The sequence below is a fragment of the Sphingomonas sp. BK345 genome, from assembly GCF_014193845.1.
Classification (GTDB): domain Bacteria; phylum Pseudomonadota; class Alphaproteobacteria; order Sphingomonadales; family Sphingomonadaceae; genus Sphingomonas.
The window spans coordinates 328,868-351,070 of record NZ_JACHZX010000004.1 but is presented as its reverse complement, the minus strand read 5'-3'; the positions used below and the strand labels follow the sequence as shown (position 1 = coordinate 351,070).

Annotated in this window: 25 protein-coding genes; 10 read left to right on the top strand and 15 right to left on the bottom strand. The window is 70.1% G+C overall.

Translation table 11 applies throughout. The features are described 5' to 3' along the window. Positions 1-47: 47 nt before the first annotated feature. The 3 genes from FHY03_RS15110 to FHY03_RS15100 all read left to right on the top strand — a co-directional run bounded on the left by FHY03_RS15110 (position 48) and on the right by FHY03_RS15100 (position 2,495). Positions 48-524 (top strand): hypothetical protein, encoded by a 477-nt coding sequence (locus FHY03_RS15110; protein ID WP_183931556.1) that lies wholly within the window; start codon positions 48-50, stop codon positions 522-524. A gap of 76 nt (positions 525-600) precedes the next feature. Next, positions 601-1,452, top strand: coding sequence for a hypothetical protein (locus FHY03_RS15105; RefSeq protein ID WP_183931555.1), 852 nt, complete (start codon positions 601-603; stop codon positions 1,450-1,452). 290 nt (positions 1,453-1,742) lie between these two features. Then, complete coding sequence (locus FHY03_RS15100; protein WP_183931554.1) at positions 1,743-2,495, top strand: SDR family NAD(P)-dependent oxidoreductase; 753 nt, start codon at positions 1,743-1,745, stop codon at positions 2,493-2,495. 18 nt (positions 2,496-2,513) lie between these two features. On the opposite strand, the gene FHY03_RS15095 is transcribed toward FHY03_RS15100, so the two are convergent. Beyond that, entirely contained in the window at positions 2,514-3,950 is a 1,437-nt protein-coding gene (locus FHY03_RS15095) for a diguanylate cyclase domain-containing protein (RefSeq protein ID WP_260159199.1), read from the bottom strand. Positions 3,951-4,061: 111 nt separating this feature from the next. On the opposite strand from FHY03_RS15095, the gene FHY03_RS15090 reads away from it, so the two are divergent. Continuing rightward, positions 4,062-4,976 carry a tyrosine recombinase XerC gene (locus FHY03_RS15090; RefSeq protein ID WP_183931552.1) on the top strand — a complete coding sequence of 305 codons (915 nt, stop codon included), beginning with the start codon at positions 4,062-4,064 and terminating at the stop codon, positions 4,974-4,976. Positions 4,977-5,013: 37 nt separating this feature from the next. On the opposite strand, the gene FHY03_RS15085 is transcribed toward FHY03_RS15090, so the two are convergent. The 5 genes from FHY03_RS15085 to FHY03_RS15065 all read right to left on the bottom strand — a co-directional run bounded on the left by FHY03_RS15085 (position 5,014) and on the right by FHY03_RS15065 (position 8,021). Beyond that, positions 5,014-5,616 carry a DedA family protein gene (locus FHY03_RS15085; RefSeq protein WP_183919398.1) on the bottom strand — a complete coding sequence of 201 codons (603 nt, stop codon included), beginning with the start codon at positions 5,614-5,616 and terminating at the stop codon, positions 5,014-5,016. Between the two features lie 19 nt (positions 5,617-5,635). Further along, positions 5,636-6,595: a glutathione synthase gene (gene gshB, locus FHY03_RS15080; protein ID WP_183931551.1), complete on the bottom strand. Its 960-nt coding sequence runs from the start codon at positions 6,593-6,595 to the stop codon at positions 5,636-5,638. 100 nt (positions 6,596-6,695) lie between these two features. Continuing rightward, a complete protein-coding gene (locus FHY03_RS15075; protein WP_183919402.1) occupies positions 6,696-7,067 on the bottom strand; it encodes a YraN family protein in 372 nt (123 codons plus the stop codon). A 52-nt stretch (positions 7,068-7,119) separates the two neighbouring features. After that, the gene (locus FHY03_RS15070; protein WP_183931550.1) at positions 7,120-7,569 is read right to left on the bottom strand and encodes a c-type cytochrome; all 450 of its coding nucleotides are present in this window, start codon (positions 7,567-7,569) and stop codon (positions 7,120-7,122) included. Continuing rightward, entirely contained in the window at positions 7,566-8,021 is a 456-nt protein-coding gene (locus tag FHY03_RS15065) for a DUF983 domain-containing protein (RefSeq protein WP_183931549.1), read from the bottom strand. Before FHY03_RS15065 ends, FHY03_RS15070 begins: the two co-directional genes overlap by 4 nt. A 160-nt stretch (positions 8,022-8,181) precedes the next feature. On the opposite strand from FHY03_RS15065, the gene FHY03_RS15060 reads away from it, so the two are divergent. Further along, a complete protein-coding gene (locus tag FHY03_RS15060; RefSeq protein WP_183931548.1) occupies positions 8,182-9,117 on the top strand; it encodes a hypothetical protein in 936 nt (311 codons plus the stop codon). Here FHY03_RS15060 and rsmI read toward each other — a convergent pair. Next, positions 9,107-9,949 carry a 16S rRNA (cytidine(1402)-2'-O)-methyltransferase gene (rsmI, locus tag FHY03_RS15055; protein ID WP_183919410.1) on the bottom strand — a complete coding sequence of 281 codons (843 nt, stop codon included), beginning with the start codon at positions 9,947-9,949 and terminating at the stop codon, positions 9,107-9,109. The genes FHY03_RS15060 and rsmI overlap by 11 nt on opposite strands. Between rsmI and FHY03_RS15050 the strand changes: the two genes are divergently transcribed. Further along, positions 9,948-11,147: a penicillin-binding protein activator gene (locus tag FHY03_RS15050; RefSeq protein ID WP_183919412.1), complete on the top strand. Its 1,200-nt coding sequence runs from the start codon at positions 9,948-9,950 to the stop codon at positions 11,145-11,147. The two genes, rsmI and FHY03_RS15050, sit on opposite strands and share 2 nt — an antisense overlap. A 5-nt stretch (positions 11,148-11,152) precedes the next feature. Further along, positions 11,153-12,010: a CoA ester lyase gene (locus tag FHY03_RS15045; RefSeq protein ID WP_183931547.1), complete on the top strand. Its 858-nt coding sequence runs from the start codon at positions 11,153-11,155 to the stop codon at positions 12,008-12,010. Here the strand turns inward: FHY03_RS15045 and FHY03_RS15040 are convergent. Next, the gene (locus FHY03_RS15040) at positions 11,995-12,462 is read right to left on the bottom strand and encodes a hypothetical protein (RefSeq protein WP_221190220.1); all 468 of its coding nucleotides are present in this window, start codon (positions 12,460-12,462) and stop codon (positions 11,995-11,997) included. The genes FHY03_RS15045 and FHY03_RS15040 overlap by 16 nt on opposite strands. Before the next feature lie 46 nt (positions 12,463-12,508). Continuing rightward, a complete protein-coding gene (locus tag FHY03_RS15035) occupies positions 12,509-13,003 on the bottom strand; it encodes a TlpA disulfide reductase family protein (protein ID WP_183931546.1) in 495 nt (164 codons plus the stop codon). Between the two features lie 217 nt (positions 13,004-13,220). Here FHY03_RS15035 and FHY03_RS15030 point away from each other — a divergent pair, with 217 nt between their 5' ends. Beyond that, positions 13,221-14,510, top strand: coding sequence for an adenylosuccinate synthase (locus tag FHY03_RS15030; protein WP_183919419.1), 1,290 nt, complete (start codon positions 13,221-13,223; stop codon positions 14,508-14,510). 48 nt (positions 14,511-14,558) lie between these two features. Here the strand turns inward: FHY03_RS15030 and FHY03_RS15025 are convergent, their stop codons facing one another. The 6 genes from FHY03_RS15025 to FHY03_RS15000 all read right to left on the bottom strand — a co-directional run bounded on the left by FHY03_RS15025 (position 14,559) and on the right by FHY03_RS15000 (position 19,655). Continuing rightward, positions 14,559-14,996: a hypothetical protein gene (locus FHY03_RS15025; protein ID WP_183931545.1), complete on the bottom strand. Its 438-nt coding sequence runs from the start codon at positions 14,994-14,996 to the stop codon at positions 14,559-14,561. Positions 14,997-15,077: 81 nt separating this feature from the next. Continuing rightward, positions 15,078-16,145 carry a chorismate synthase gene (aroC, locus tag FHY03_RS15020; RefSeq protein WP_183931544.1) on the bottom strand — a complete coding sequence of 356 codons (1,068 nt, stop codon included), beginning with the start codon at positions 16,143-16,145 and terminating at the stop codon, positions 15,078-15,080. A 257-nt stretch (positions 16,146-16,402) separates the two neighbouring features. Then, the gene (locus FHY03_RS15015) at positions 16,403-16,948 is read right to left on the bottom strand and encodes a GNAT family N-acetyltransferase (protein ID WP_183919424.1); all 546 of its coding nucleotides are present in this window, start codon (positions 16,946-16,948) and stop codon (positions 16,403-16,405) included. After that, positions 16,941-17,732, bottom strand: a complete 792-nt coding sequence (gene fabI / locus FHY03_RS15010) for an enoyl-ACP reductase FabI (protein WP_183921342.1) — start codon at positions 17,730-17,732, stop codon at positions 16,941-16,943. The genes FHY03_RS15015 and fabI overlap by 8 nt, the downstream gene beginning before the upstream one ends. 22 nt (positions 17,733-17,754) lie before the next feature. Continuing rightward, a complete protein-coding gene (locus FHY03_RS15005) occupies positions 17,755-18,717 on the bottom strand; it encodes a YihY/virulence factor BrkB family protein (RefSeq protein WP_183931543.1) in 963 nt (320 codons plus the stop codon). Beyond that, positions 18,717-19,655: a DnaJ C-terminal domain-containing protein gene (locus tag FHY03_RS15000; protein WP_183931542.1), complete on the bottom strand. Its 939-nt coding sequence runs from the start codon at positions 19,653-19,655 to the stop codon at positions 18,717-18,719. The genes FHY03_RS15005 and FHY03_RS15000 overlap by 1 nt, the downstream gene beginning before the upstream one ends. A gap of 177 nt (positions 19,656-19,832) precedes the next feature. Here FHY03_RS15000 and FHY03_RS14995 point away from each other — a divergent pair, with 177 nt between their 5' ends. Continuing rightward, the gene (locus FHY03_RS14995; protein ID WP_183919431.1) at positions 19,833-21,026 is read left to right on the top strand and encodes an aspartate aminotransferase family protein; all 1,194 of its coding nucleotides are present in this window, start codon (positions 19,833-19,835) and stop codon (positions 21,024-21,026) included. Positions 21,027-21,234: 208 nt separating this feature from the next. Further along, the gene (gene argF / locus FHY03_RS14990; RefSeq protein ID WP_183919433.1) at positions 21,235-22,152 is read left to right on the top strand and encodes an ornithine carbamoyltransferase; all 918 of its coding nucleotides are present in this window, start codon (positions 21,235-21,237) and stop codon (positions 22,150-22,152) included. Positions 22,153-22,203: the final 51 nt, after the last annotated feature.

The following is a 22,203-nucleotide window of genomic DNA, read 5'->3' as shown; positions in this document are numbered from 1 at the left end:
TCGCTCTGGCTACAATAAGAGAGCCTCGTTCGATGAAAGGAGGGTTCATGAAGTTTCGATCAAGTTCGCGCGCCGTGTTCGCGGCGGTCTGCGTCGCGCTCGCCGCACCGGCTCTCGCCGGGAAGAGTGACGGCGGGCTCGGTGGAGAATATCACTTCACCAACAACGGCGATAAAAAGCTTATATCCAAGGGAGACTCATTCTCTTCGAGCTACGAAAAATCTCTGCCGGATGAAATTTCTCCCGGCGGTGGGACTAGCGAGGGGCACGCCTACGCGCCCGCCGGGCAAAATTTCAGTGGGACAACAACCTGGGCCGATGACACCAATTATGGGTGCTATTTCTCAAGCCACGTTTTCTGGTGGAACGCGAAGGGTAAATACGTCTTTGATTTCGTCGCCAAACAGCAGGACGGATCTGAATCGGCAGAGAAGGTGTACGATTGCGCGATCACGGCAGATGTAAACGAACAAACGGGCCGGTTTACCGCTTATCCAGTGATCAACAAGGCGGCGTCCGAATGACGTCGTTGCGCGATGCCGGTGGACGATTGTTCCGCGCCGGCAGCGTCCATGGCCGTTATCATGCGAGGAGAAAGTGATGACAACGATCAATACGAGCGCGATCGCATCGAACGCGAATACGTTGCAGGTGGCGCGTCCGGAGGCGCGGGTCGAGACAAGACCGGCATCGGACGAGATCGAGTCCATATCGCCAGCTGGGTCGGACAAGAAGAAACTGCTGGAAGAATTTAATAAATACATCAAAATAATCAACGATAAGACAGGTGCCTATTCGTTAGATCAAAAGCTAAGTGCATGGTCGCAAGCGTTTAGACGCCAGATAGATGGGTCGTTCACTGATAGCTCGAAAGAGTCGCTTCAGGCGAGAAGTCTCTATCAGTCGTTCGACGATAGCGAGATCGAGAAACTCGGAAAGGATCTTTATATAAGATCGTGGAATTACAACGGCGGGATTGATAGAGGTGGTTGTGTAAACGAGTTGAATTTCATAAACAGCCTGTCCGAGGAAGAGAAGAAGATATATTTCACGACCACTCACAATCGACCCAATTGCTTCCACGGTTACGCTCAGCCGTACAGAAGTTTCGACGAGTGGTACGCCGACCGAGAGCAACGCGCCGCGGCCGAGGTGGAATGGCTCGCGCACCCGCATCCGGTGGTTCACGGCAACGATGGACCCACGGTCGAACTGAACGCTGACGAGACGGCAACGGTGACGGGGCCGTCGGTCGCGGCGCCGGACTCGGCCGCGACGACGCTGGCCCGCGGGCTGCGAGCGATCACGCCGACGTCGTCGGTCACGACCTCGCGGGCGTCGCTGCTGCAGCTCTTCGTGAATCCGGTGAACGATACGGCCGAGCACGGCCGCTGGTTCACGCCTTATCGGCCGTCCGATCGCACGGGCCTGCGACAGAACCGCCTCGCCTGACCCGGGAGCGGCGGCGACGGGTGCGCCGCCGCCGCTTTCGTCCGGCGGCGAGCGGCGATGCGGCGAGCGGGTGGCGCCATACTATGGCGGCGAGCCACACACGTATCGTTTCCCGCTACCTCCAATAACCTTCTCTCGGAGATGTCTTAGCCTCGCCGAGGTGCGATGCCGGTCGTTGTGCGCCGCGGCGTCGGCGTGACGGCGCTCGGGGCGCTAGACCCCGCGCGCAACCGTCGTATGAGAGACGGCGGTGGCCGCCGCATCGGTCCGGGAAGAGGATGGGTACGTTCATGACAGTCAAGACCGCGATCGTGACGGGCGCTACCTCGGGGATCGGCGCCGCTACCGCGCGCGCGCTGGCGGGGGCGGGCTGGCAGGTGATCGCGACCGGTCGCCGCGGCGACCGACTCGACGCGCTGCGGGCCGAGCTCGGCGAGGCCCTGCTGCCCGTTGTGTTCGACGTGCGCGACGAGGCCGCGGTCGCTTCGGCGCTGGACGCGCTTCCCGAACGCTTCCGCGGCATCGACCTGCTCGTCAACAATGCCGGGCTTGCGCTGGGGACCGGCCCCGCGCAGCACGCCGATTTGGCGCAGTGGAAGACGATGATCGACACCAACGTCACCGCGCTGGTGGCGATCACCCACCGGCTGCTGCCTGGCCTGATCGAGCGCAAGGGCGCGATCATCAATCTCGCCTCCGTCGCGGGCAGCTACCCTTACCCGGGCGGCAACGTGTACGGCGGCACCAAGGCCTTCGTGCAGCAGCTCACGCTGATGCTGCGGTCGGACCTGCACGGTACCGGCGTTCGGGTCAGTGCGATTGATCCCGGCATGGTCGAGACCGAGTTCACTCTCGTGCGCACCGGCGGTGACCAGGCTGCTTCCGACACGCTCTACGCCGGGGCCGAGCCGATGACCGCAGAGGACATCGCCGCGACCGTGCTGTGGATCGCGACGCTGCCGCCGCATCTCAACGTCAACCGGCTCGAGCTGATGCCGGTGAGCCAGTCCTTCGCCGGATTTCAGGTGGCTCGCGGCGGCTGAGTCGGAGCGAAAGCCCCGCTACGCCACCCGGCGCGGCGGCGCGAAGCGGCGCTGGCCGACGCGCGCGCGCTTGGCCTGGTACAGCAACACGTCGGCGCGGCGCGCCAGGTCGCGCAACGAGTGGCAGTCGTCGTCGAAGGCGGCGATGCCGACCGAGCCCGCGCTCGTCATCGTCACGCCGTTCGCCGCGACCGCGACTCGCAGCGCCGCCTCGATCCGCTCGCGCAGCGAGTCAAGGTCGGCGATCAGCGCCGGGTCCTCGACGATGAGCGCGAACTCGTCGCCGCCGATCCGCGCCGCGAGCGTGCCGCTCAGCCACGGCTCGGACAGCGCCGCGCCGGTGAGCCGCAGGACGTCGTCGCCCGCGCCGTGGCCCAGCGTGTCGTTGATCGCCTTGAAGCCGTCGAGGTCGATCAGTACGAGGTGCAGGGGCGTACGGTCGCGTCGCGCGCGCGCCATCGCATAGTCGAGCGCGCGGTCGAACGCGGCGCGGTTGGCCAGGCCGGTGAGCGCATCGGTGTCGGCGGCGTGACGCAGCTGCACCTCGAGCGCGTGGCGCTCGGTGATGTCCTGGAACACGCCGACCATGCCGACGACCCGGCCGTCGACGACCTCGGGATCGCCCATCGAGCGAACGCGTAGCGTGCGGCCATCGGCGGTGACGAAGTCGCTTTCGAAGTCGAAGGGTCTGCCCTCGCGAATCGCAGCCTCGATCGTAGCGGCGACGCCGTCGCGCACGGCGGCAGGGTAGAAGGCGAGCGCGCGCGACAGATCGGGTTTCTCGCCCAGCGGCAGGCCGTGGATGCGGTAGACGTTGTCCGACCATTCCAGCGACTGGTCCGCGATCGACAGCCGCCACGAGCCGATCATCGCGATCTGCTCGGCCTGGCGGAAGATATGATCCTGGCGCGCGAGTCTTGTAACCAGCAGCTCGCCCGTGGTGGCGATATGGATCGCCTTCAGCGCGGTGCGGCGCGCGTCGAGCAGCGCCTCGGCCAGCGCGGCAAGGTGACGCAGCGCGGCGCGTGCCGCCTCGTCGAGCGTCCGCGGTGCGATGTCGACCGCACAGATTGTCCCCACGGTGTGGCGCGCGCCGTCCTGGCCGAGCACGTTGACCGGCGCGCCGGCGTAGAAGCGCAGGCCGTTCTCCACCACTAGCGGGCTGGTGCCGAAACGCGGGTCGGCGGCGAGGTCCTCGATCACCACCATGTCGCGCTCGCTGACGGTACGGTCGCAGAAGGCGATGTCGCGCTGGAGCTCGCGCGTCTCGGTCGGTCGTGCGCTGGCCTTGATCCACAGCCGGTCGCGGTCAACGAGGTTGAGCAGCGCGGTGGGGCAGCCGAGCAGCTGCGCCGCGAGCGCCACCAGCGCGTCGAATTCCCTCTCGGGCTCGCTGTCGAGCAGCGCGAGCGCGTTCAGCGCGGCGAGCCGGCTCGACTCGACCGCATGGGCCATGAGAGAAGGGGAAGGTGCCATCGCCGACCTTATGGTTGCCTAACGTTAATTTACCTTTTCCACCCGCGCGTAAGCACGCAAAATGCGACGAAAGGAGAAGTTCGACCCGCGATGCTGGACGTGCCGCTGACGCTCGCCGACCATTATGCAATCCATCTCGCGCGCGACCGCCGTCGCTCGGAGCATACGGTGCGTGCCTATCGCGCCACCGCCACGCGGCTGCTGGCCTTCCTGTCGGAGCACTGGGGCGAGGAAACCAATCGCACGCGGCTGGCACGCGTCGACGCGGCCGACCTGCGCGCCTATCTCGCGTACCGGCGCGGCGCTGCGACGGGTGGCGGCGCCGGGCTGGGCAACGCTTCGGCCGCACGCGAGCTCTCAGCGGTACGCGGCTTTCTCGAATGGGCGGGCGGCACCGGGGCGGCGCCGCGGCTGCGCGGGCCGCGCGTGCGCAAGGGCGTCCCGCGCCCGATCGCGCCGCAGGAGGCGGTCGCGCTCGCCACCGACGTGGCGGAGGACAGCGACGAGCCCTGGGTGGCGGCACGCGACTGGGCGGTGCTGCTGCTGCTGTACGGCGCCGGTCTGCGCATCGGCGAGGCGGTGATGCTGCCGGGCGCGGTATTGCCGCTCGGCGAGACGCTGCGCGTCACCGGCAAGCGCGCCAAGACGCGCGTCGTGCCGCTGCTCGCCGAGGTGCGCGCCGCGATCGAGCGCTACGCCGCACTGTGCCCGTGGCCGCTCGCGGCGGACGCGCCGCTGTTCCGCGGGGTGAAGGGCGGCGGGCTTTCGCCCGGCGTGGTGCGGCTCAAGGTGCGCGGCGCGCGCGCGCGGCTAGGGTTGGGCGAGCGCACCACGCCGCACGCGCTGCGCCACAGTTTCGCGACTCACCTGCTCGGCCGCGGCGCCGACCTGCGCGCGTTGCAGGAACTGCTCGGCCACGCCAGCCTGAGCTCGACGCAGGTCTATACCGCGGTCGACGCGGCGCACCTGCTCGACGTCTATCGCGCGGCGCACCCGCGGGGGTAATGCGATGCCCCTCCCCAGGGCGGGGAGGAGCTGCCCGCTACCCGGCGCGCGGCGACCAGGTGACGACGCGGTAGACGTAATAGCCCAGCGCCATCACCGTCAGCACGATCCCGACCGGTCCGACGTAGCGATCGAGCTCGCTGAAGCGGCTGCCGAGATAAAAGCCCGCGCCCGCCAGCACCGCGTTCCAGATGATGCTGCCGAGGAAGGTCATGACGAGAAAACGCCACATCGGCATCGCCGCCATGCCCGCGGGCAGCGAGATCATCGTGCGGAAGGTCGGCATGAACCGGAAGACGAAGATGACCCAGCCGCCGTGGTGATGGAAAAAGTGCTGCACGCGCTCGACGTCGCTCCACTCCATCGTCAACCAGCGGCCGTGGCGCTCGACGAAGGGGCGGAAGCGCGCATAGCCGACGCGTCGCCCGATCACGTACCAGAAGACGTTGCCCGCGGTGGTGCCGGCGGTGCCCCAGAGCAGCAGCGGTACGAGCTCCATCTGCCCGCGCGCCACCGCGATCCCGCCCAGACCCATGATCACCTCGGACGGGATGGGCGGGACGACATTCTCCAGCGCCATCAGCAGGAAGATCCCGAGATAGCCGCCTTTGACGATCCAGCTGACGATGAACTCGGTCACGCTCTCGCCAACGGTGCGGTCAGCGCGTGCGTTCCGCGTGGCGGCGCTCGATCGCGTCCCAGATGAGACCGGCGACGTCGGTGCCATCGAACCGCTCGATCGCGACGATGCCCGTCGGCGAGGTGACGTTGATCTCGGTCAGCCACTCGCCGCCGATCACGTCGATGCCGACGAAGATCAGCCCGCGCCGCTTCAGCTCGGGCCCGAGCGCGGCGCAGATCTCGCGCTCGCGCGGGGTCAGCTCGGTCTTCTCGGCCGACCCACCGACCGCGAGGTTGCTGCGGATCTCGCCCTCACCCGGCAGCCGGTTGATCGCGCCCGCGACCTCGCCGTCGACCAGCACGATGCGCTTGTCGCCCTTGGCGACGTCCGGGAGGAAGGCTTGGACCATGTGCGGCTCGCGCCAGGTCTGGTTGAACACCTCGATCAGCGCGGACAGGTTCTCACCTTCCGGTCCGACGCGGAAGATCGCCTTGCCGCCGTTGCCGTGAAGCGGCTTGACCACGATCGCGCCGTGCTGGCGCAGGAACGCGCGCGCCTCGTCGAGCGAGCGGGTCACCAGCGTCGGCGGCATGAAGCGCGCATAATCGAGCACGAACACCTTCTCGGGCGCGTTGCGCACGCTGGCGGGATCGTTGACTACCAGGGTGCGATCGGCGACCCGCTCGAGCAGGTGCGTGGCGGTGATATAGCCGAGATCGAACGGCGGGTCCTGGCGCATGAGCACGACGTCGGCCTCGTCGCCGAGATCGAGCGCGACCGGCTCTCCGAAGCGGAAGTGTTCGCCCGCGACGCGCTGCACCGTCACCGGGTGCGCGCTGGTCCATAGCCTGCCGTTCGACCAGTTGAGCTGGTCGGCGGTGTAGTGGAACAGGCGATGCCCGCGCTGCTGCGCCGACAGCATCAGCGCGAAGGTCGAGTCACCGGCGATGTTGATCTGATCGAGCGGGTCCATCTGGACCGCGACGGTGAGCGCCATGGACTGTCCCTTTCCGGCAGAGCGATGCGGCGGCAGGTAGGGTGGCGCAGGGCCAATGTCACGCACGGTCGCGCCGGCTTGGGCGGGCCGACGCCGGAGCTCAGCCGATCCAGGCGTTCTCGATATGGCGCGGGCGCGTGCCGGGGGCGAGTAGCAGCACGTCGACGCGGATGTCGTCGCCCGGCAGCGCGTAGCGGGGCATCAGCAGCTCGGCGGCGGCGGCCACGCGCGCGAGCCGGCGTTCGTCGATCGCGACGTCGAGCTCGGCGGCGGTGCGCCGCGCCTTCACCTCGACGAAGGCGACCAGCGCACCGCGCCGCGCCACCAGATCGACCTCGCCCGCCGGCGTCCGCACGCGCCGATCGAGGATCTGCCAGCCCTGGAGCCGCAGCCACCAGGCGGCGAGCCGCTCGCCGCGGCGGCCGGCCGCTTCGGCGTCACGGCGGTCGAGCAGGGAGCGGGGGCGGCGCATGATCGCGGGGTGCCCGAGCCGCGCGGCTGCGGCAAGCAGGTGCTGGCCCGGCTCAGCGAGCCGCGTCGCCCTGCCGGTGCAGATAGGCGATCAGGTCGGCGCGATCGAGCGGGTCGCGCACGCCGGCGAAGCGCATCGCGGTGCCGGGCGCGACCGCGGCCGGGTCGGCAAGCCAGGCGTCCATCGCCGCGTCGGTCCACCTGCCTCCGTGCCCGCGCAGGGCGGCGGTGTAGCCGAAGCGCGGGCTCACCCCGGCGACGGGCGCGCCCATCACCCCGCGCAGGTTGGGCCCGTTGCGGTCGCCCGCACCCGCGCCGATCGTGTGGCAGGCGGCACACTGGCCGAACAACCGCGCGCCGCGACCTGCGTCGGCGGCGGCGAGCCGCGCCGCCAGCGTCGGGTTCGCGCCCAGCGCCCTGCGGCGGGCCGCCACGTCGCCGTCGCCGCAGGCGGCGAGCAGCGCCAGCGTCGCCGCGGCGAGCGTGACGCGCCGTGCGCTCACTGGTCGAAGTCGCTCGCGCCGGAGGTCCCGTGCAGGTCGGACCAGAGCCCGCGCGTTCCCGCCTCCTGCGCGCGATTGACGTATTGCGACGCGACCAGCCAGCCCTTGATCGGCCGCAGCGGCAGCAGCGTGCCGAGCGCCATCACCGGCACCGAGGTGATGAGATGAACCCAGGCAGGCGGGTCGAACGCGACCTGGAGCCAGACGACGAAGGCGGTCAGCGGCAGCGCGATGATGCACAGCGAGAAGAAGGCGGGGCCGTCGTCGGGTGCCGCGAAGCGATAGTCGAGCCCGCAATGATCACAGCGCGGTACCACCTTGAGCCAGGAGACGAACATTCTGCCTTCGCCGCAGCGCGGGCAGCGGCCGCGCCAGCCCGAGCGAATGATCCACCAGAATCGGTCGCGGCCGCTCGGCGCGGCGGCGGGGGGGGCGGGGGGCGTCGGTTCCATGCGCGGCGATGTAGGCGCGCCGGTGCGCGGGTTCGATGGGACAGATCGTCCTACCCGGCGCCACGCGATCGCCACTCCTCGCTCGATCCGGATCAGAAAGGGCGTGGGCATGGGAGGGTGGCACGCCTAAACTGTCCACCGCACGACGGGAGAGAAGGCGATGGTCGGCCCATATCTGGCAGCGTTGGTCATCGCCGCGTTGCAGCTTCCCGCCCCGGTGCCGAGCGCGGCGGCTCCCCAGTCGGCGCCGGAAAACACGGCGGCCAGCGTCACGGAGTCCGCGCCCGTACCCGCCGCGGATCAGCGGCTCGGCGACAACGGCGACATCATCGTTGCCGCGCCTACCCGCAAGGTCATCGGCAACCAGGTGCGCGCGGCCACCGGCCCGGTGTCGCAGAACGTGCCGATCGCGCGCTTCCAAGACCCCGTCTGCGTCGCGGTCGGAGGGCTCTCGAACAAGGTGTCGAGCGAGATCGCGCAGCGCATGCTCGACGACGCCGACTCGGTGGGCATCACGCTCGCCGGCGATCACTGTCGGCCCAACACGATGGTGCTGTTCGTCGACGACGCGCACGCCGAGGTGGCGAAGATGGCGAAGTCCAACCATCGCGCGCTGCTGGGCGTCGGCTTGAACGCGCGCCGCGCGCTGCTCAAGAGCGAGGGGCCGGTGTTCGCGTGGCGGCTCACCGAGATACGCACGCGCGACGGTGAGACGAGCCTGCCCGGGGACGGGCCGCCGACCTTCAACGTCGCGGTCGCCTCGCGCGTCGTCCAGCCGGTGCGGCAGGACGTGGTCACCGCGGTGCTGATCGTCGAGCGCAAGGCGGTGGTGGGCAAGACCTCGCGTCAGCTCGCCGACTACGCCGCTCTACGCCTCTTCGCCGGCGCGCGCGAGCTGCCCGGCGGAGGTCTCGATACGATGCTGGCGCTGTTCGGCGGCAAGGCGGCGTCGCCCGCGCAGCTCACCGCGTTCGACCGAGGCTATCTGCGCGGCCTGTACACGGGCGGGGCCAACGCCTTCGCCTACACCCAGCGCGGTCGCATGGCCGGGGCGATCGCGCGCGAGAACGGGGCCAGCGCGCCCGCTACCCCTTGAGCGCCAGCGCGCGCGCGTACAGCTCGCGGCGGTCGAGACCGAGCGCCTTGGCCACCTCGCCTGCCGCCTTGGATGCGGGCAGGCGGGTGAGCGCCTCGGCGAGCGCAGCGTCGGCGTCGTCCGCGCTGGCCGGGGCGGGCGGGGCAGGCGGCGCGACCACGACGACGATCTCGCCCCTTGGCGGCGCCTCGGCGTAGCGCGCCGCCAGGGCGCCGAGCGTGCCGGTCACGGCTTCCTCGAACTTCTTGGTGATCTCGCGGCACACCGCCGCCTCGCGCTCGCCCAGCAGCTGCGCCAGCGCGGCGAGGCAGGCGGCCAGCCGCGGCCCCGATTCGTACAGCACCAGCGTGGCGCGCACCGCCGCCACCTCGCGGATCGCCTCGGCGCGCGCCTGCTCCTTGGGAGGGAGGAAGCCGAGGAAGAGGAAGCGATCGGTCGGCAGTCCGGCGAGCGTCAGCGCGGCGACCGCGGCGCAGGCGCCCGGGACGGTGACGACGTGGCGCCCGGCCGCGCGCGCCTCGCGCACCAGCTTATAGCCCGGATCGGAGATCAGCGGCGTGCCCGCGTCGGAGACGAGCGCGACCACCTGGGTCGCCATCCGCTCGATCAGGCGTGGGCGTACCTCGGCGGCATTGTGGTCGTGATAGGGAGTCATCGGTCGCTTCGTGCCGATGTGGCGGAGCAGCCCGGCGGTGACGCGCGAGTCCTCCACCGCGATGACGTCGGCGGCGGCGAGCACCTCCGCCGCACGCGGAGAGAGATCGCCGAGATTGCCGATCGGGGTGGCGACGATGTAGAGCCCGGGAAGTAGAGAGTTCACGGGAGTTGTCATGGCAGAGGCGATCGGGCGGCCGCAATGGTCGAACGCATGGGGCCGATTGGTCGCGGTCACCGGCGCGCTGCTGCTCGCGGCCTGTTCGACGGTGGTGCCGCGCGCCCCCGTCGAGGCACCGCGCGCGCAGACCCAGGCGCCGCCGCCGCGTGATACCGCGCCCGAGGTGGTCAGCGGCCTGCCGCGCGACACGGAGCGGCACCGCGTCGCGCTGCTGGTGCCGCTGTCGGGCAGCAACGCCGGCGTGGGGCGCAGCCTCGCCAACGCCACCCAGCTGGCGCTGCTCGACACGCGCAACGCCCAGGTACGAATCACCAGCTATGACACCGCCACCGGCGCCGCGCAGGCCGCCTCGCGCGCGATCGCCGACGGCGCGCAGCTGATCCTCGGGCCGCTGCTGGCCGAGGACGTGCGCGCGGTCGCCCCGATCGCGCACGCCGCCCAGGTGCCGGTCCTGTCCTTCTCCAACGACACCGGCGTCGCGGGCAACGGCACGTACGTGCTGGGCTATGCGCCGGCGCAGTCGATCGAGCGAGTGGTCGGCTTCGCGCGCGCGCGCGGCATGAACAACTTCGGCGGGCTGGTGCCCAACGCGCTGTACGGCAGCCGCGCCTCTACCGCCTTCCTGCGCGCGGTCGAGCAGGCCGGCGGGCGCGTGGTCTCGTTGCAGACCTATGACCGCGGCCCCGGTGCGCTCAGTGCGGCGGTGCAGCGCATGGTCAAGGACGCGCCGTTCGACGCGATCCTGATCGCCGACAGCGCCGGCTCCGCCACGGCGGCAGTGCCGCTGCTCCGTCGCAACAGCCCCTCGGCGCAGATCCTCGGCACCGAATTGTGGAACGCCGACAAAGGCGCGAGTGCGCCCGCGCTGAGCGGCTCATGGTTCGCCAGCGTGCCCGACGATCTGTATCGCCAATATGCGCGCAACTACCGCACCCGCTTCAACGCCGCGCCGTACCGGCTGTCGAGCCTCGGTTATGATTCGGTGCTGCTGGTGGTGCGGATCGCGCGCGACTGGAAGCCGGGCACCGCCTTCCCCGAGCCGCGGCTGCGCGATGCCGACGGCTTCGCCGGGATCGACGGCGCGTTCCGCTTCGGCCGCGACGGCGTCGCCGAGCGCGCGCTTGAGGTGAAGGAGCTGCGCGCCGGCGGCGCGGTGGCGGTCTCGCCCGCGCCGACGGGGTTCGCGGGCAAGTGAGTGCGGTGGCGGCGCGCCCGCGTCGCAGCGCTCTGTTCCTTCCAGCGTCGAACCAGCGCGCGCTCGCCAAGGCGGCGACGCTCGACTGCGACGCGGTAATTTTCGACCTCGAGGATTCGGTCGCGCCCGCGGTGAAGTGCGACGCGCGCGACGCCGCACTCGCCCGCCTCACCGCGGGCGGCTGGGGCGCGCGCGAACGCATCGTGCGAGTCAACGGCGCCGACACTGGATGGGGCGCCGACGACCTCGCCGCGCTGCGCGATGCGCCGCTCGACGCGGTGCTGCTCCCCAAGGTGGACGGCGCCGACACGCTCCGCGCCGCGCGGGCCGCGCTGGGCGAGGGGCCCGCGCTCTGGGCGATGATCGAGACCTGCGCCGGCGTCACGGCGCTGCGCTCGATCGTAGCGGTGGCGCGCGAGACCGGGCTCGCCGCGCTGGTGGTCGGGCCCAATGACCTCGCGCGCGAGCTGCGCTGCATCCTGGGCGAGGATCGCGCACCGCTGTGGCCGATCCTCACCGAGGTGGTGCTCGCGGCGCGGCTCGCCGGCATCGTCGCGCTCGACGGCGTCACCAACGCGATCGACGACGCCGCCGCGATCGAGCGCGCCTGTGCGCAGGGCGCGCGCTGGGGATTCGACGGCAAGACGCTGATCCACCCGGCGCAGATCGAGCCCGCGAACCGCGCCTTCGCGCCATCGGCGGAGGCGGTCGCCCGCGCCGAGCGGATAGTCGCCGCTTTCGCCTTGCCCGAGCATGCGGCGCTGGGGGCGATCCGGGTCGAGGGCGAGATGGTGGAGCGGCTTCACCTCACCGAGGCGCACCGGCTCATCGTGCTCGATCGTGCGGTTCAGTCGCGGCAGTAACCTTCGCCGGGCTTGACGGTGAGGCACTCCCTCTTGCCGTCGAGATACTTGAGCCCCGTCGCGGCGCCGTCGGTCGGGCGCAGCAGTTCGCGCGCGCCCGCGCGCTGGAAGGCGATACCCTCGGCGGTGACCTCGCCGTCGTAGGTGCCTTTGTCGTCGAGGCTCCACTGCATCGCCAGCGACACCAAGGTGTCGGCGTCCGCGCGGGGGGAGACGACGAGGTTCAGACCTTCCACCCCCCGCCAGCGCCCGAGATAACGCGCGCGATCGAGCGACGGGGTGGTGCTAGCGACCGGCGAGGGAGTGGCGCTGACGATGTTCGCTGAGCCATCCGGGGCGGCGGTTGCGTTGGCCGCAGCCCCGGTGGCGTCTTCCCCTTCAGGCTCCCGAGTCCGGTCGCCGCAGCCGGAGAGCAGCAGCAGAACGACAGCGGCGAGCGCGAAAGACTTCATCTTCGCTCAACTCGCGCGCTGCGGCACCGTTCCGCCGCGGCGCGCTTCAGCCTTTCGGCGCGGGTTCGTTGAGCAGCGGGATCAGCTCGCGATTAAGGTCGTCCAGATCCAGCGCCGCGGCCTTGGCATAGCGGACCACGCCGGCACGATCGATGATGTAGTTGGTCGGCACGGCGGGCATCTCTGCGTCTATACCCTTGATCCGGCGCACCGCCGGGATCGCCATGGCGGCGAACAGCGGCTTGAGCTGGTGAAGCGGCGCCGACCCGTCGGTTGCCACCGCGAAGACGCTGAGCGCGTGCTGCCTGGTATGACGATAATAGCCGTCGAGCAGCGGCAGCTCGGCGCGACACGGGACACACCAGGTCGCCCAGAAGTTGAGCAGCACCACTTCGCCGCGGTGCTCGGCCAGGGTGGTCTTGCTGCCATCGACCAGCGTGAGCTCGATCGGCGGCGCCGGCTGGCCGACCTTGAGCTCGCGCGCGGCGGCGGGCGCCGTGATCAGCGCGCTCGCGAGCGCATATAGGACGAGGTGTCGCATCGTCGTTCGGTCCCCCCGAGGCCGAAGAGTGATGCGGCGCTGCGGCGGCGGTCAAGCCGGGAGCTGGCCCATGATGACGCAGTCTTCGCCGCGGGCTCTGCCGGTTGACCTGCCGCTGCTCCGCCGCTACCCGCCCCACCGACATCGCTGAACCACTCGCGTGCCGAGTCCTGTCGAAGGGCGCGCGGGTTCGCCCGGCAGGCGGAGACCTGTATCCATGGCCAACGTAGCAGTCATCGGCGCGCAATGGGGCGACGAGGGCAAGGGCAAGATCGTCGACTGGCTCGCGGAGCGCGCCGACGTCGTCGTGCGCTTCCAGGGCGGGCACAATGCCGGGCACACACTCGTCGTCGGTGAGTCGGTCTACAAGCTCTCGCTGCTGCCCTCCGGCATCGTGCGTGGCACGCCGTCGGTGATCGGCAACGGCGTGGTGCTCGATCCCTGGGCGCTCAAGGCCGAGATCGAGCGGCTCGCCGCGCAGGGCGTGGTCGCCACGCCCGAGACGCTGCGGATCGCGGACAATTGCGCGCTGATCCTGCCGTTCCACCGCGACCTCGACGGTATGCGCGAGGATGCCAGCGGCGCCGGCAAGATCGGCACGACACGGCGCGGCATTGGCCCCGCCTATGAGGACAAGGTTGGCCGCCGCGCGCTGCGCGTCTGTGACCTCGCGCACCTCGACGATCTCGGGCCGCAGCTCGACCGGCTCACCGCGCATCATGACGCGCTGCGCGCCGGCTTCGGCGAGGCGCCGATCGACCGCGACGCGCTGGTCGCCGAGCTGCGCGCCATCGCCGACTTCGTGCTGCCCTTCGCCAAGCCGGTGTGGCGCGACCTCAATGCCGCCAAGGAGGCGGGCAAGCGCATCCTGTTCGAGGGTGCGCAGGGCGTGCTGCTCGACATCGACCACGGTACCTACCCGTTCGTCACCTCGTCGAACACGATCGCGGGCACTGCGGCGGGCGGCTCGGGGCTCGGCCCGGCGGCGGTGGGGTTCGTACTGGGGATCGCCAAGGCCTATACCACGCGGGTCGGCTCCGGGCCCTTTCCGACCGAGCTCGAGGACTCGACCGGCGAGCGGCTCGGCACGCGCGGGCACGAGTTCGGCACGGTAACGGGGCGCAAGCGGCGCTGCGGCTGGTTCGATGCGGTGCTGGTGCGCCAGTCGGCGGCGGTTGGCGGCATCACGGGGATCGCGCTGACCAAGATCGACGTGCTCGACGGGTTGGACGAGGTGCGAATCTGCACCGGCTATCGTCTGCGCGGCGAGGTGATCGACTATTTTCCGTCCCACGCGGCGGACCAGGCGCTGGTCGAGCCCGTCTATGAGACGATCGAGGGCTGGCAGGAGTCGACCGCGGGCGCGCGGAGCTGGGCCGATCTGCCAGCGCAGGCAATCAAATATATCCGTCGCGTCGAGGAATTGATCCGTTGCCCCGTCGCGCTGGTGTCGACCAGCCCGGAGCGTGAGGACACCATCCTGGTGCGCGACCCCTTCGCCGACTGATCGCGGCACGACCCCCGTGCGATCGCACGGGGGTCGGCATAGGCGAGGTTACTGCGGCGACTGCGGCGTCGTCGCCATCGGGTCGGCGCCGGTGGTGCGCGGGTTGTTCTGCGACATCGGCGCGACCGTCGGGTCCGGGTTCATCGTCTGGGTCGAGGGATCCGGTGTCGTGCTCGTGCTCGGCTGGCTCATGGTCGAGCGGCTACGCGACGAGCGGCGCGACTCACGGGTAGAGCGCGGCGACGTCGTCGACATTGTGTCCGACTGCGTGCTCTGGGTGGTGGTGCCGGTCGAACCGGGCTGCTGCGTCGTGCCCATCGTGCCCTGGTCCATGCCGGTGCCCGACTGACCCATGCCGGTGCTCGACTGGCCCATGCCGGTGCCCATGCCGCCGCCGGTGCTGCCGCCCGTGCCGCCGGTCGTCTGTGCCGAGGCGACGGCGGGCAAAGCGAGTGCGGCCGCGGCCGCGATCACGAGAATGCGCATGAGAACCTCTCCTTGTGTGTGCGGTCCGAACGAAGCGCACGAAGCAGGTGTTCCAGTCATTTCTTGCCTAAATTAACCAACTTATCCGCATTGGGCGCGGTGGAGCAAGGCCTGGTCGGCGAGCACCAGCGCGATCATCGCCTCCACAACCGGCACGCCGCGAATGCCGACACAGGGGTCGTGCCGGCCCTTGGTCGCGATCTCGGTCGCCTCGCCCTCCCGCGTGACGGTCTCGACCGGGGTGAGGATCGAACTGGTCGGCTTGAACGCGACGCGTACGCGGATCGGCTGGCCGGTCGCGATCCCGCCGGCGATCCCTCCGGCGTGATTGGCGAGGAAGGCAGGGCCGTCCGCGCCGGGGCGCATCGCATCGGCGTTCTGCTCGCCCGAGAGCGCCGCCGCGGCGAAGCCATCACCGATCTCGACGCCCTTGACCGCGTTGATCGACATGCACGCCGCGGCGAGCTCGCTGTCGAGCTTGGCGTAAAGCGGCGCGCCCCAGCCCGCGGGGACACCGGTCGCCTCGCACACCACCACCGCGCCGAGCGAGGAACCGGCCTTGCGCGCGGCGTCGACAGTCTCTTCCCAGCGCGCCGCCGCGGCGGGGTCGGGGCAGAAGAAGGGGTTCGTGTCGATCGCGGCGTCGTCGAACGCCGCCGGGTCGATCGCATCGCCGCCGATCGCCTCGACCCAGGCGCGCACGCGCACCTGCGGCACCACCAGCCGCGCCACCGCGCCGGCGGCGACGCGCGCGGCGGTCTCGCGCGCGGACGAGCGGCCGCCGCCGCGATAATCGCGGAAGCCGTATTTCGCGTCATAGGCGTAGTCGGCGTGGCCGGGTCGATAGGCGAGCGCGACGTTGGAATAGTCCTTGGAGCGCTGGTCGACGTTCTCGATCATCAGGCTGATCGGCGTGCCGGTGGTACGCCCCTCGAACACGCCCGAGAGAAGGCGGACCTGGTCGGGCTCGCGCCGCTGCGTGGTGAAGCGCGACTGGCCAGGGCGGCGCCGGTCGAGCCAAGGCTGGATGTCGTCCTCGCTCAGCGCGATCCCCGGCGGGCAGCCGTCGACCACCGCGCCGAGCGCCGGCCCGTGGCTCTCGCCCCAGGTGGTGAAGCGGAACACGCGGCCGAAGGTGTTGTAGCTCATGCGCGAGGGTCCGAATGTTGCGAATGTTGAGTCGCTGGCGCGTCGGGACTCAACGTTCGCGGGCGGCCAGCATGGGACATGGCGCGCGCTGTGCCAGAAGCACGCGGGTTAGGACAGGGGGCGAAGGTAGGGGCTTAATGCAGCTGTTTTCCGTGAAGGCCGGGCCCAGTTGGGGGAGGCTGGTGAGAGCCGCCGCGGCTTTCCCACCTGGGCCCCGGCCTTCGCCGGGGAACGGCAACAGGCAGCGTGGTGTCCGCTCACCCTCCGCCGAGCACCGCGAAGGCGTCGGCGTGGCGCGCGTCGCCGCGGACTCCGCACGGCATCAGCCCGCCCTGCAACGGCAGCGCGAGCAGATGCTCGCCGGCATAGGGCGAGACGAAGTTGGCCGCGTAATCCTCGTGAAAGCCGAAGCGCCGATAGTAGGCCGCCTCGCCCAGCACGAAGCACAGCACCACGCGCTCGGCCTCGAGCCGCTCGAGTCCGGCCTGGACCAGCGCCTCGCCGACGCCGCGGCGGCGATAGGCCGGCGCTACCGCGAGCGGCGCGAGCGCCACCGCGGGTACGGCGCGATCGTTCACCGTCACCGCCATGCGGCTGAACGCCACCGCGCCGACGATCGCGCCGGTGGCGCCGTCGACCGCCGCCATCATCAGCACCATCGCGCCGTCGACGCACAGCCGCCGCACCAGATCGGCCTCGTCGGCGCGCGCGAAACAGGTGCGCAGCAGCGAGTCGATCCCCGCCACGTCTTCCCCGCGCGCGGGGCGGACGATCAGCTCGGCCGGGGCGCCCGCCTCAGGCAAGCGCGATGTCCGGCGCGTCCTCCGCCTTCATGCCGATGACGTTGTAGCCCGCGTCGACATGGTGGATCTCGCCGGTGACGCCGCTGGCGAGCTGGCTGAGCAGGTACAGACCCGCGCCGCCGACCTCGTCGATCGAGACGGTGCGACGCAGCGGCGCGTTGAGTTCGTTCCACTTGAGGATGTAGTTGAAGTCGCCGATGCCGCGCGCCGCCAGCGTCTGGATCGGCCCTGCCGAGATCGCGTTGATGCGGATGTTCTCGGGCCCGAGATCGACCGCGAGATATTTGACGCTCGTCTCCAGCGCGGCCTTGGCGACACCCATCACGTTGTAGTGCGGGATCACCTTCTCGGCGCCGTAGTAGGTCAGCGTCAGGATCGCGCCGCCGTTGGGCATCATGCGGCGCGCACGCTGCGCCACCGCGACCAGCGAATAGGCCGAGACGTTCATCGTCATCAGGAAATTGTCGAGCGTGGTGTCGTAATAGCGCCCGCGCAGCTGCGACTTGTCGGAGAAGCCGATGGCGTGGACGACGAAATCGATCGTCGGCCATTCCTGTGCCAGCGCGGCGAAGGTGTCGTCCAAAGCGGCCATGTCGGAGACGTCGCAGTCGAACAGCCGCGCCACGCCGAGCTGCTCGGCGAGCGGGCGCACGCGCTTCTCCATGGCCGCGCCCTGGTAGGAGAAGGCCAGCTCGGCGCCGGCCTCGCTGAGCTGCTTGGCGATCCCCCAGGCCAGCGACTTGTCATTGGCGAGCCCCATGATCAGCCCGCGCTTGCCCCCCATCAGTCCGTTCACGAAGCCACCATCATTGTTCATCATTATCGTCGGGCCCCTCTACAACGGCTGCGGGCGGCTCCGCCAGTGCCGCGTTCAGGTGAGCGCCGAACACCAGGCCAAGGCCGATCAGATAGAAGAACAGCAGCATCACCACCACCCCGGCGAGGCTACCATAGGTGAGATCATAGCCGCCGAGCTGCGACAGCACCCAGGGCAGGCCGGCGGTCATGCTCACCCACCACAATGTCGTGAACAGCGCGCCGGGCCATTTCTTGCTCTCGCTGCGGCGATAGCGGCCGGGCGTGACCGAGTAGAACAGCATGTACAGCGCGCCGAACATGACCACCGCCGGCACCAGCCGCGCGAGGTTGAGCCACTCCGCGACATGCTGCGCGACCGGCAGCAGGCGGTAGATGAACTGCTCGGCCGCGATCAGCAGACCCTGAACCAGGAAGGAGAAGAGCGCGATCACGATCGAGCCCACGATCGCGAGGCTAAGGCCGAGCCGGGCGCGCCACAGCGACTGCGACGAGCGCGTGCCATAGGCGCGGCGGAAGATGTCGCGGATCGTCTCGGCGAAGCTGCCGACCGTCCACAATCCCACCAGCGCGCCGAACCACAGAAGCGAGCCGGTGCGCGCCTGGAGCACGTTGCGGATCGGTTCGCGAAGGATCGCGCCGACGTCGCGCGGCAGCACCGACAGGAAGCTGGCGACCCCGCGCTGCACCTCGTCGGTCTGGCCGAACAGCGAGGCGACCGCGGCAGCGACGATGAAGAACGGGAACACCGTCATCAGCGCGAGATAGGCGAGGTTGCCGGCGTGGATGAAGCCGTCGGTGTAGACGCCGACGGCAGCGCGCTTCACCACCGTCCAGCTGTAGCTGCCGGGCCGGACGTGCGAGAGTTGGCGGTCGAGGCGCCGTCGCGCGGCACCGTGATGGCGCGCGCGATCCTCAGGCGTGAGCGTGGGAGGGGCGTCCTTCACCCACATCAGACTCCCATGTTCGCGCGCGGGTTCCCCCCGCCGGTCCAGCCCGCCACGAACGACTTCAGTGCGGCGTCGTCGGCGGGCACGTCGATCACCAGGCGGACGAGCTGGTCACCCCGACCGCCAGCCTTGCGGTGGAAGCCCTTGCCCTTGAGTCGCAGCGTCTTGCCCGAGGTGGAGCCGGGCGGCACCGTGAGCATCACCGGCTTGTCGACGGTCGGCACCTTGACCGCGCCGCCCTCGACGGCTTCCTTGAGCGAGACGGGCAGGTCGAGCCGGACGTCGTCGCCCTCGCGCGTGAAGAAGCGGTGCGGCTGGATCTCGATCGTCACGATCGCGTCGCCGGGGCCGCCGGCGCCGGGATCGCCCTTGCCGGAGAGACGCATCTGCGTGCCGGTGTCGACCCCGGCAGGCAGCTTGAGATCGATCGTGCTGCCGTCGGCCAGGGTCACGCGCTGCGGCGCGAGCGCGGCGGCGTCGGCGAAGGGCACTTGGAGGCGGTAGGCGACATTGCCGCCCTTGGGCGGGGGACCGGCGTTGCGCCGGCCGAAACCGCTGGCGAAGCCGCCACCGCCGCCGCCCCGGCCGCCGAACAGCCCCTCGAAGATATCGGACATGTCCGGCGCCTCGCCGCTGCCCATGTCGAACTGCTGAGAGCGGAAGCCTCCCGCGCCGCCCGGCCGCGCGCCGCCGGCACCGTAGCCGAACGGCGCGGTGGGATTGCCGTCGCCGTCGATCTCGCCGCGGTCGTATCGCGCGCGCTTGTCCTTGTCGGTCAGCAGGTCATAGGCCGAGGTCACCTGGCCGAACCGCTCCGCCGCCTTGGGATTGCCCTGGTTGCGGTCGGGATGCAGCTCCTTGGCGAGCTTGCGATAGGCTTTCTTGATGTCCGCCTCGCTGGCGCCGCGCGCCACGCCCAGCGTCGCATATGGATCGGCCATGGATTCCCCGAATGGTGTATTACTTCCCTATGTGGGATAGTCGCGGCACGAGCGCAATCGCCGCGTCGGCGCAAGCGCTCTCGCGCGCGGTGTTGACCCGCTGCGGCGGGCCACCGTAGAAGACGGGCCGGGGCGGTCCGGTCGGGCCGCCCTTGTTCTTTCCGAGGAGAAGGCCCCGTGTCGTCCACCCCTGCGCTGATGCCCGTCTATCCGCGGTGCGGCGTGCGCCCGGTGCGAGGCGAGGGCGTCTATCTCTACGGCGAGGACGGCGAGCAGTACCTCGACTTCGCCAGCGGCATCGCGGTCAACGCGCTGGGCCACGGCCATCCCAAGCTGGTGAAGGCGATCGCGGACCAGGCTGCGACGCTGATGCACACCAGCAACCTCTACGGCAGCCCGCAGGGCGAGCATCTCGCGCAGCGGCTGGTCGATCACACCTTCGCCGACACGGTGTTCTTCACCAACTCGGGCGCCGAGGCGGTGGAGTGCGCGATCAAGACCGCGCGGCGCTATCACTATGCCAACGGCAACCCGCAGCGGCACGACCTGATCACCTTCGATACGGCCTTTCACGGCCGCACGCTCGGCGCGATCTCGGCGACCAACCAGGCCAAGATGCGCGACGGCTTCGAGCCGCTGCTGCCCGGCTTCAAGTATGCCACGTTCAACGACCTCGCGGGCGCGCTCGCGCTGATCGACGACCATACCGCCGGTTTCCTGGTCGAGCCGATCCAGGGCGAGGGCGGCATCCGCCCGGCGTCGGAGGAGTTCCTCCGCGGCCTGCGCGCCGCGTGCGACGAGCACGGGCTGCTGCTGGTGCTCGACGAGGTGCAGGCGGGCTATGGCCGTACCGGCAAGTTCTTCGCGCACGAGCTGTATGGCATCACGCCCGACATCATGGCGGTGGCCAAGGGGATCGGCGGCGGCTTCCCGCTCGGCGCATGCCTTGCCACCGCCGAGGCGGCCAAGGGCATGGTGTTCGGCACGCACGGCTCGACCTATGGCGGCAACCCGCTGGCGATGGCGGCGGGCGAGGCCGTGCTCGACGTGATCCTGGAGGACGGCTTCCTCGACCAGGTGGCACGGATGGGCGAGCGGCTGCGCGCCTCGCTCGAGCAGCTGATCCCCAACCACGATCACCTGTTCGATCACGTCCGCGGCCACGGGCTGATGCTGGGCATCAAGCTGAAGAGCGACAGTCGCCGCTTCGTCGCGCACTGCCGCGACCAGCACGGGCTGCTGCTGGTCGCGGCGGGTGAGAATGTCGTCCGCGTGCTGCCGCCGCTGGTGATCGACGAGAGCCATATCGCCGAGTGCGTCGAGAAGCTGAGCGAGGCCGCGCGGGTCTACGTGCCGGTGGCCGACGAGTGATGTAAGCTCCTCCCCGCTCGCGGGGAGGGGGACCGCCGCGCGTCAGCGCGGTGGTGGAGGGGGACCTCCGCGAACGCTGCTCTGTGTGGAGGCCCCCTCCACCACTCGCTACGCGAGCGGTCCCCCGTGGCAGGTCGATCATGCCCCCGGCATGATCTCGACTTGTCGGGGGCACGTCGCCCTGCCACTCCATTCGGGGAGGATTTAAGTGCGCCATTTCCTGAGCCTCAGCGACGCCGGTGGCGACGCGATCGCCGCCATGCTGGCCGACGCGCTGGAGCGCAAACAGGCGCGCGCGGGCTGGCCCAAGGGCCGCGCCGACGCCGACGCGCCGCTCGCCGGCCGCGTGCTGGCGATGATCTTCGAGAAGAACTCGACCCGCACCCGCGTCAGCTTCGACATGGCGATCCGCCAGCTCGGTGGCCAGTCGATCGTGATGGAGGCAGGGCAGATGCAGCTCGGCCGCGGCGAGACGGTGGCGGACACCGCGCGCGTGCTCTCGGGCTATGTCGACGCGATCATGATCCGCACCGACGACCACGCCAAGCTGGAGGAGATGGCGGCGCACGCCAGCGTGCCCGTGATCAACGGCCTCACCGATGAGTCGCACCCGTGCCAGATCATGGCCGACCTGCTCACCATCGTGGAGAGCGGGCGGCAGCTGCCGGGGCTCAAGGTGGCGTGGCTCGGCGACGGCAACAACGTGCTCGCCTCGATCGTCGAGGCGGCGGCGCTGCTTCATTTCGACGTGGTCGCGGCCTGCCCGCAGGGGTTCCAGCCCGAGGAGGAGGCGATCGTCCGCGCCTCGGGTCGCGCGCGCGTCGTCGCCGACCCGCGCGAGGCGGTCGCCGATGCCGACGTCGTCGTCACCGACACCTGGATCTCGATGGGCCAGGCGCAGGCCGAGACCAAGCTGCGCGCGATGATGCCCTATCAGGTCGACGCCGCGCTGATGGCGGCGGCCAAGCCCGGCGCCGCCTTCCTCCACTGCCTCCCCGCGCACCGCGGCGAGGAGGTCACGCCCGAGGTGATCGACGGCCCGCAATCGCTGATCTGGCAGGAGGCGGAGAACCGGCTTCACGCGCAGAAATCGGTGCTGCGCTGGTGCTTCGGCCAGATCGGTTGATCGGCGCGGCGCGGCTTCCCAGATAGTCGGAACTCGACCGCCGCCTCTTCT

What these genes read in the sequence shown, in the direction of transcription:
- FHY03_RS15110 (WP_183931556.1), top strand. Translation starts at nt 48, where the DNA reads ATGAAGTTTCGATCAAGTTCGCGCGCCGTGTTCGCGGCGGTCTGCGTC.
- FHY03_RS15105 (WP_183931555.1), top strand. Translation starts at nt 601, where the DNA reads ATGACAACGATCAATACGAGCGCGATCGCATCGAACGCGAATACGTTG.
- FHY03_RS15100 (WP_183931554.1), top strand. Translation starts at nt 1,743, where the DNA reads ATGACAGTCAAGACCGCGATCGTGACGGGCGCTACCTCGGGGATCGGC.
- FHY03_RS15095 (WP_260159199.1), bottom strand. Translation starts at nt 3,950, where the DNA reads ATGGCCCATGCGGTCGAGTCGAGCCGGCTCGCCGCGCTGAACGCGCTC.
- FHY03_RS15090 (WP_183931552.1), top strand. Translation starts at nt 4,062, where the DNA reads ATGCTGGACGTGCCGCTGACGCTCGCCGACCATTATGCAATCCATCTC.
- gshB (WP_183931551.1), bottom strand. Translation starts at nt 6,595, where the DNA reads ATGGCGCTCACCGTCGCGGTCCAGATGGACCCGCTCGATCAGATCAAC.
- FHY03_RS15075 (WP_183919402.1), bottom strand. Translation starts at nt 7,067, where the DNA reads ATGCGCCGCCCCCGCTCCCTGCTCGACCGCCGTGACGCCGAAGCGGCC.
- FHY03_RS15065 (WP_183931549.1), bottom strand. Translation starts at nt 8,021, where the DNA reads ATGGAACCGACGCCCCCCGCCCCCCCCGCCGCCGCGCCGAGCGGCCGC.
- FHY03_RS15060 (WP_183931548.1), top strand. Translation starts at nt 8,182, where the DNA reads ATGGTCGGCCCATATCTGGCAGCGTTGGTCATCGCCGCGTTGCAGCTT.
- FHY03_RS15050 (WP_183919412.1), top strand. Translation starts at nt 9,948, where the DNA reads ATGGCAGAGGCGATCGGGCGGCCGCAATGGTCGAACGCATGGGGCCGA.
- rsmI (WP_183919410.1), bottom strand. Translation starts at nt 9,949, where the DNA reads ATGACAACTCCCGTGAACTCTCTACTTCCCGGGCTCTACATCGTCGCC.
- FHY03_RS15040 (WP_221190220.1), bottom strand. Translation starts at nt 12,462, where the DNA reads ATGAAGTCTTTCGCGCTCGCCGCTGTCGTTCTGCTGCTGCTCTCCGGC.
- FHY03_RS15035 (WP_183931546.1), bottom strand. Translation starts at nt 13,003, where the DNA reads ATGCGACACCTCGTCCTATATGCGCTCGCGAGCGCGCTGATCACGGCG.
- FHY03_RS15030 (WP_183919419.1), top strand. Translation starts at nt 13,221, where the DNA reads ATGGCCAACGTAGCAGTCATCGGCGCGCAATGGGGCGACGAGGGCAAG.
- FHY03_RS15025 (WP_183931545.1), bottom strand. Translation starts at nt 14,996, where the DNA reads ATGCGCATTCTCGTGATCGCGGCCGCGGCCGCACTCGCTTTGCCCGCC.
- aroC (WP_183931544.1), bottom strand. Translation starts at nt 16,145, where the DNA reads ATGAGCTACAACACCTTCGGCCGCGTGTTCCGCTTCACCACCTGGGGC.
- fabI (WP_183921342.1), bottom strand. Translation starts at nt 17,732, where the DNA reads ATGGGGGGCAAGCGCGGGCTGATCATGGGGCTCGCCAATGACAAGTCG.
- FHY03_RS15005 (WP_183931543.1), bottom strand. Translation starts at nt 18,717, where the DNA reads ATGTGGGTGAAGGACGCCCCTCCCACGCTCACGCCTGAGGATCGCGCG.
- FHY03_RS15000 (WP_183931542.1), bottom strand. Translation starts at nt 19,655, where the DNA reads ATGGCCGATCCATATGCGACGCTGGGCGTGGCGCGCGGCGCCAGCGAG.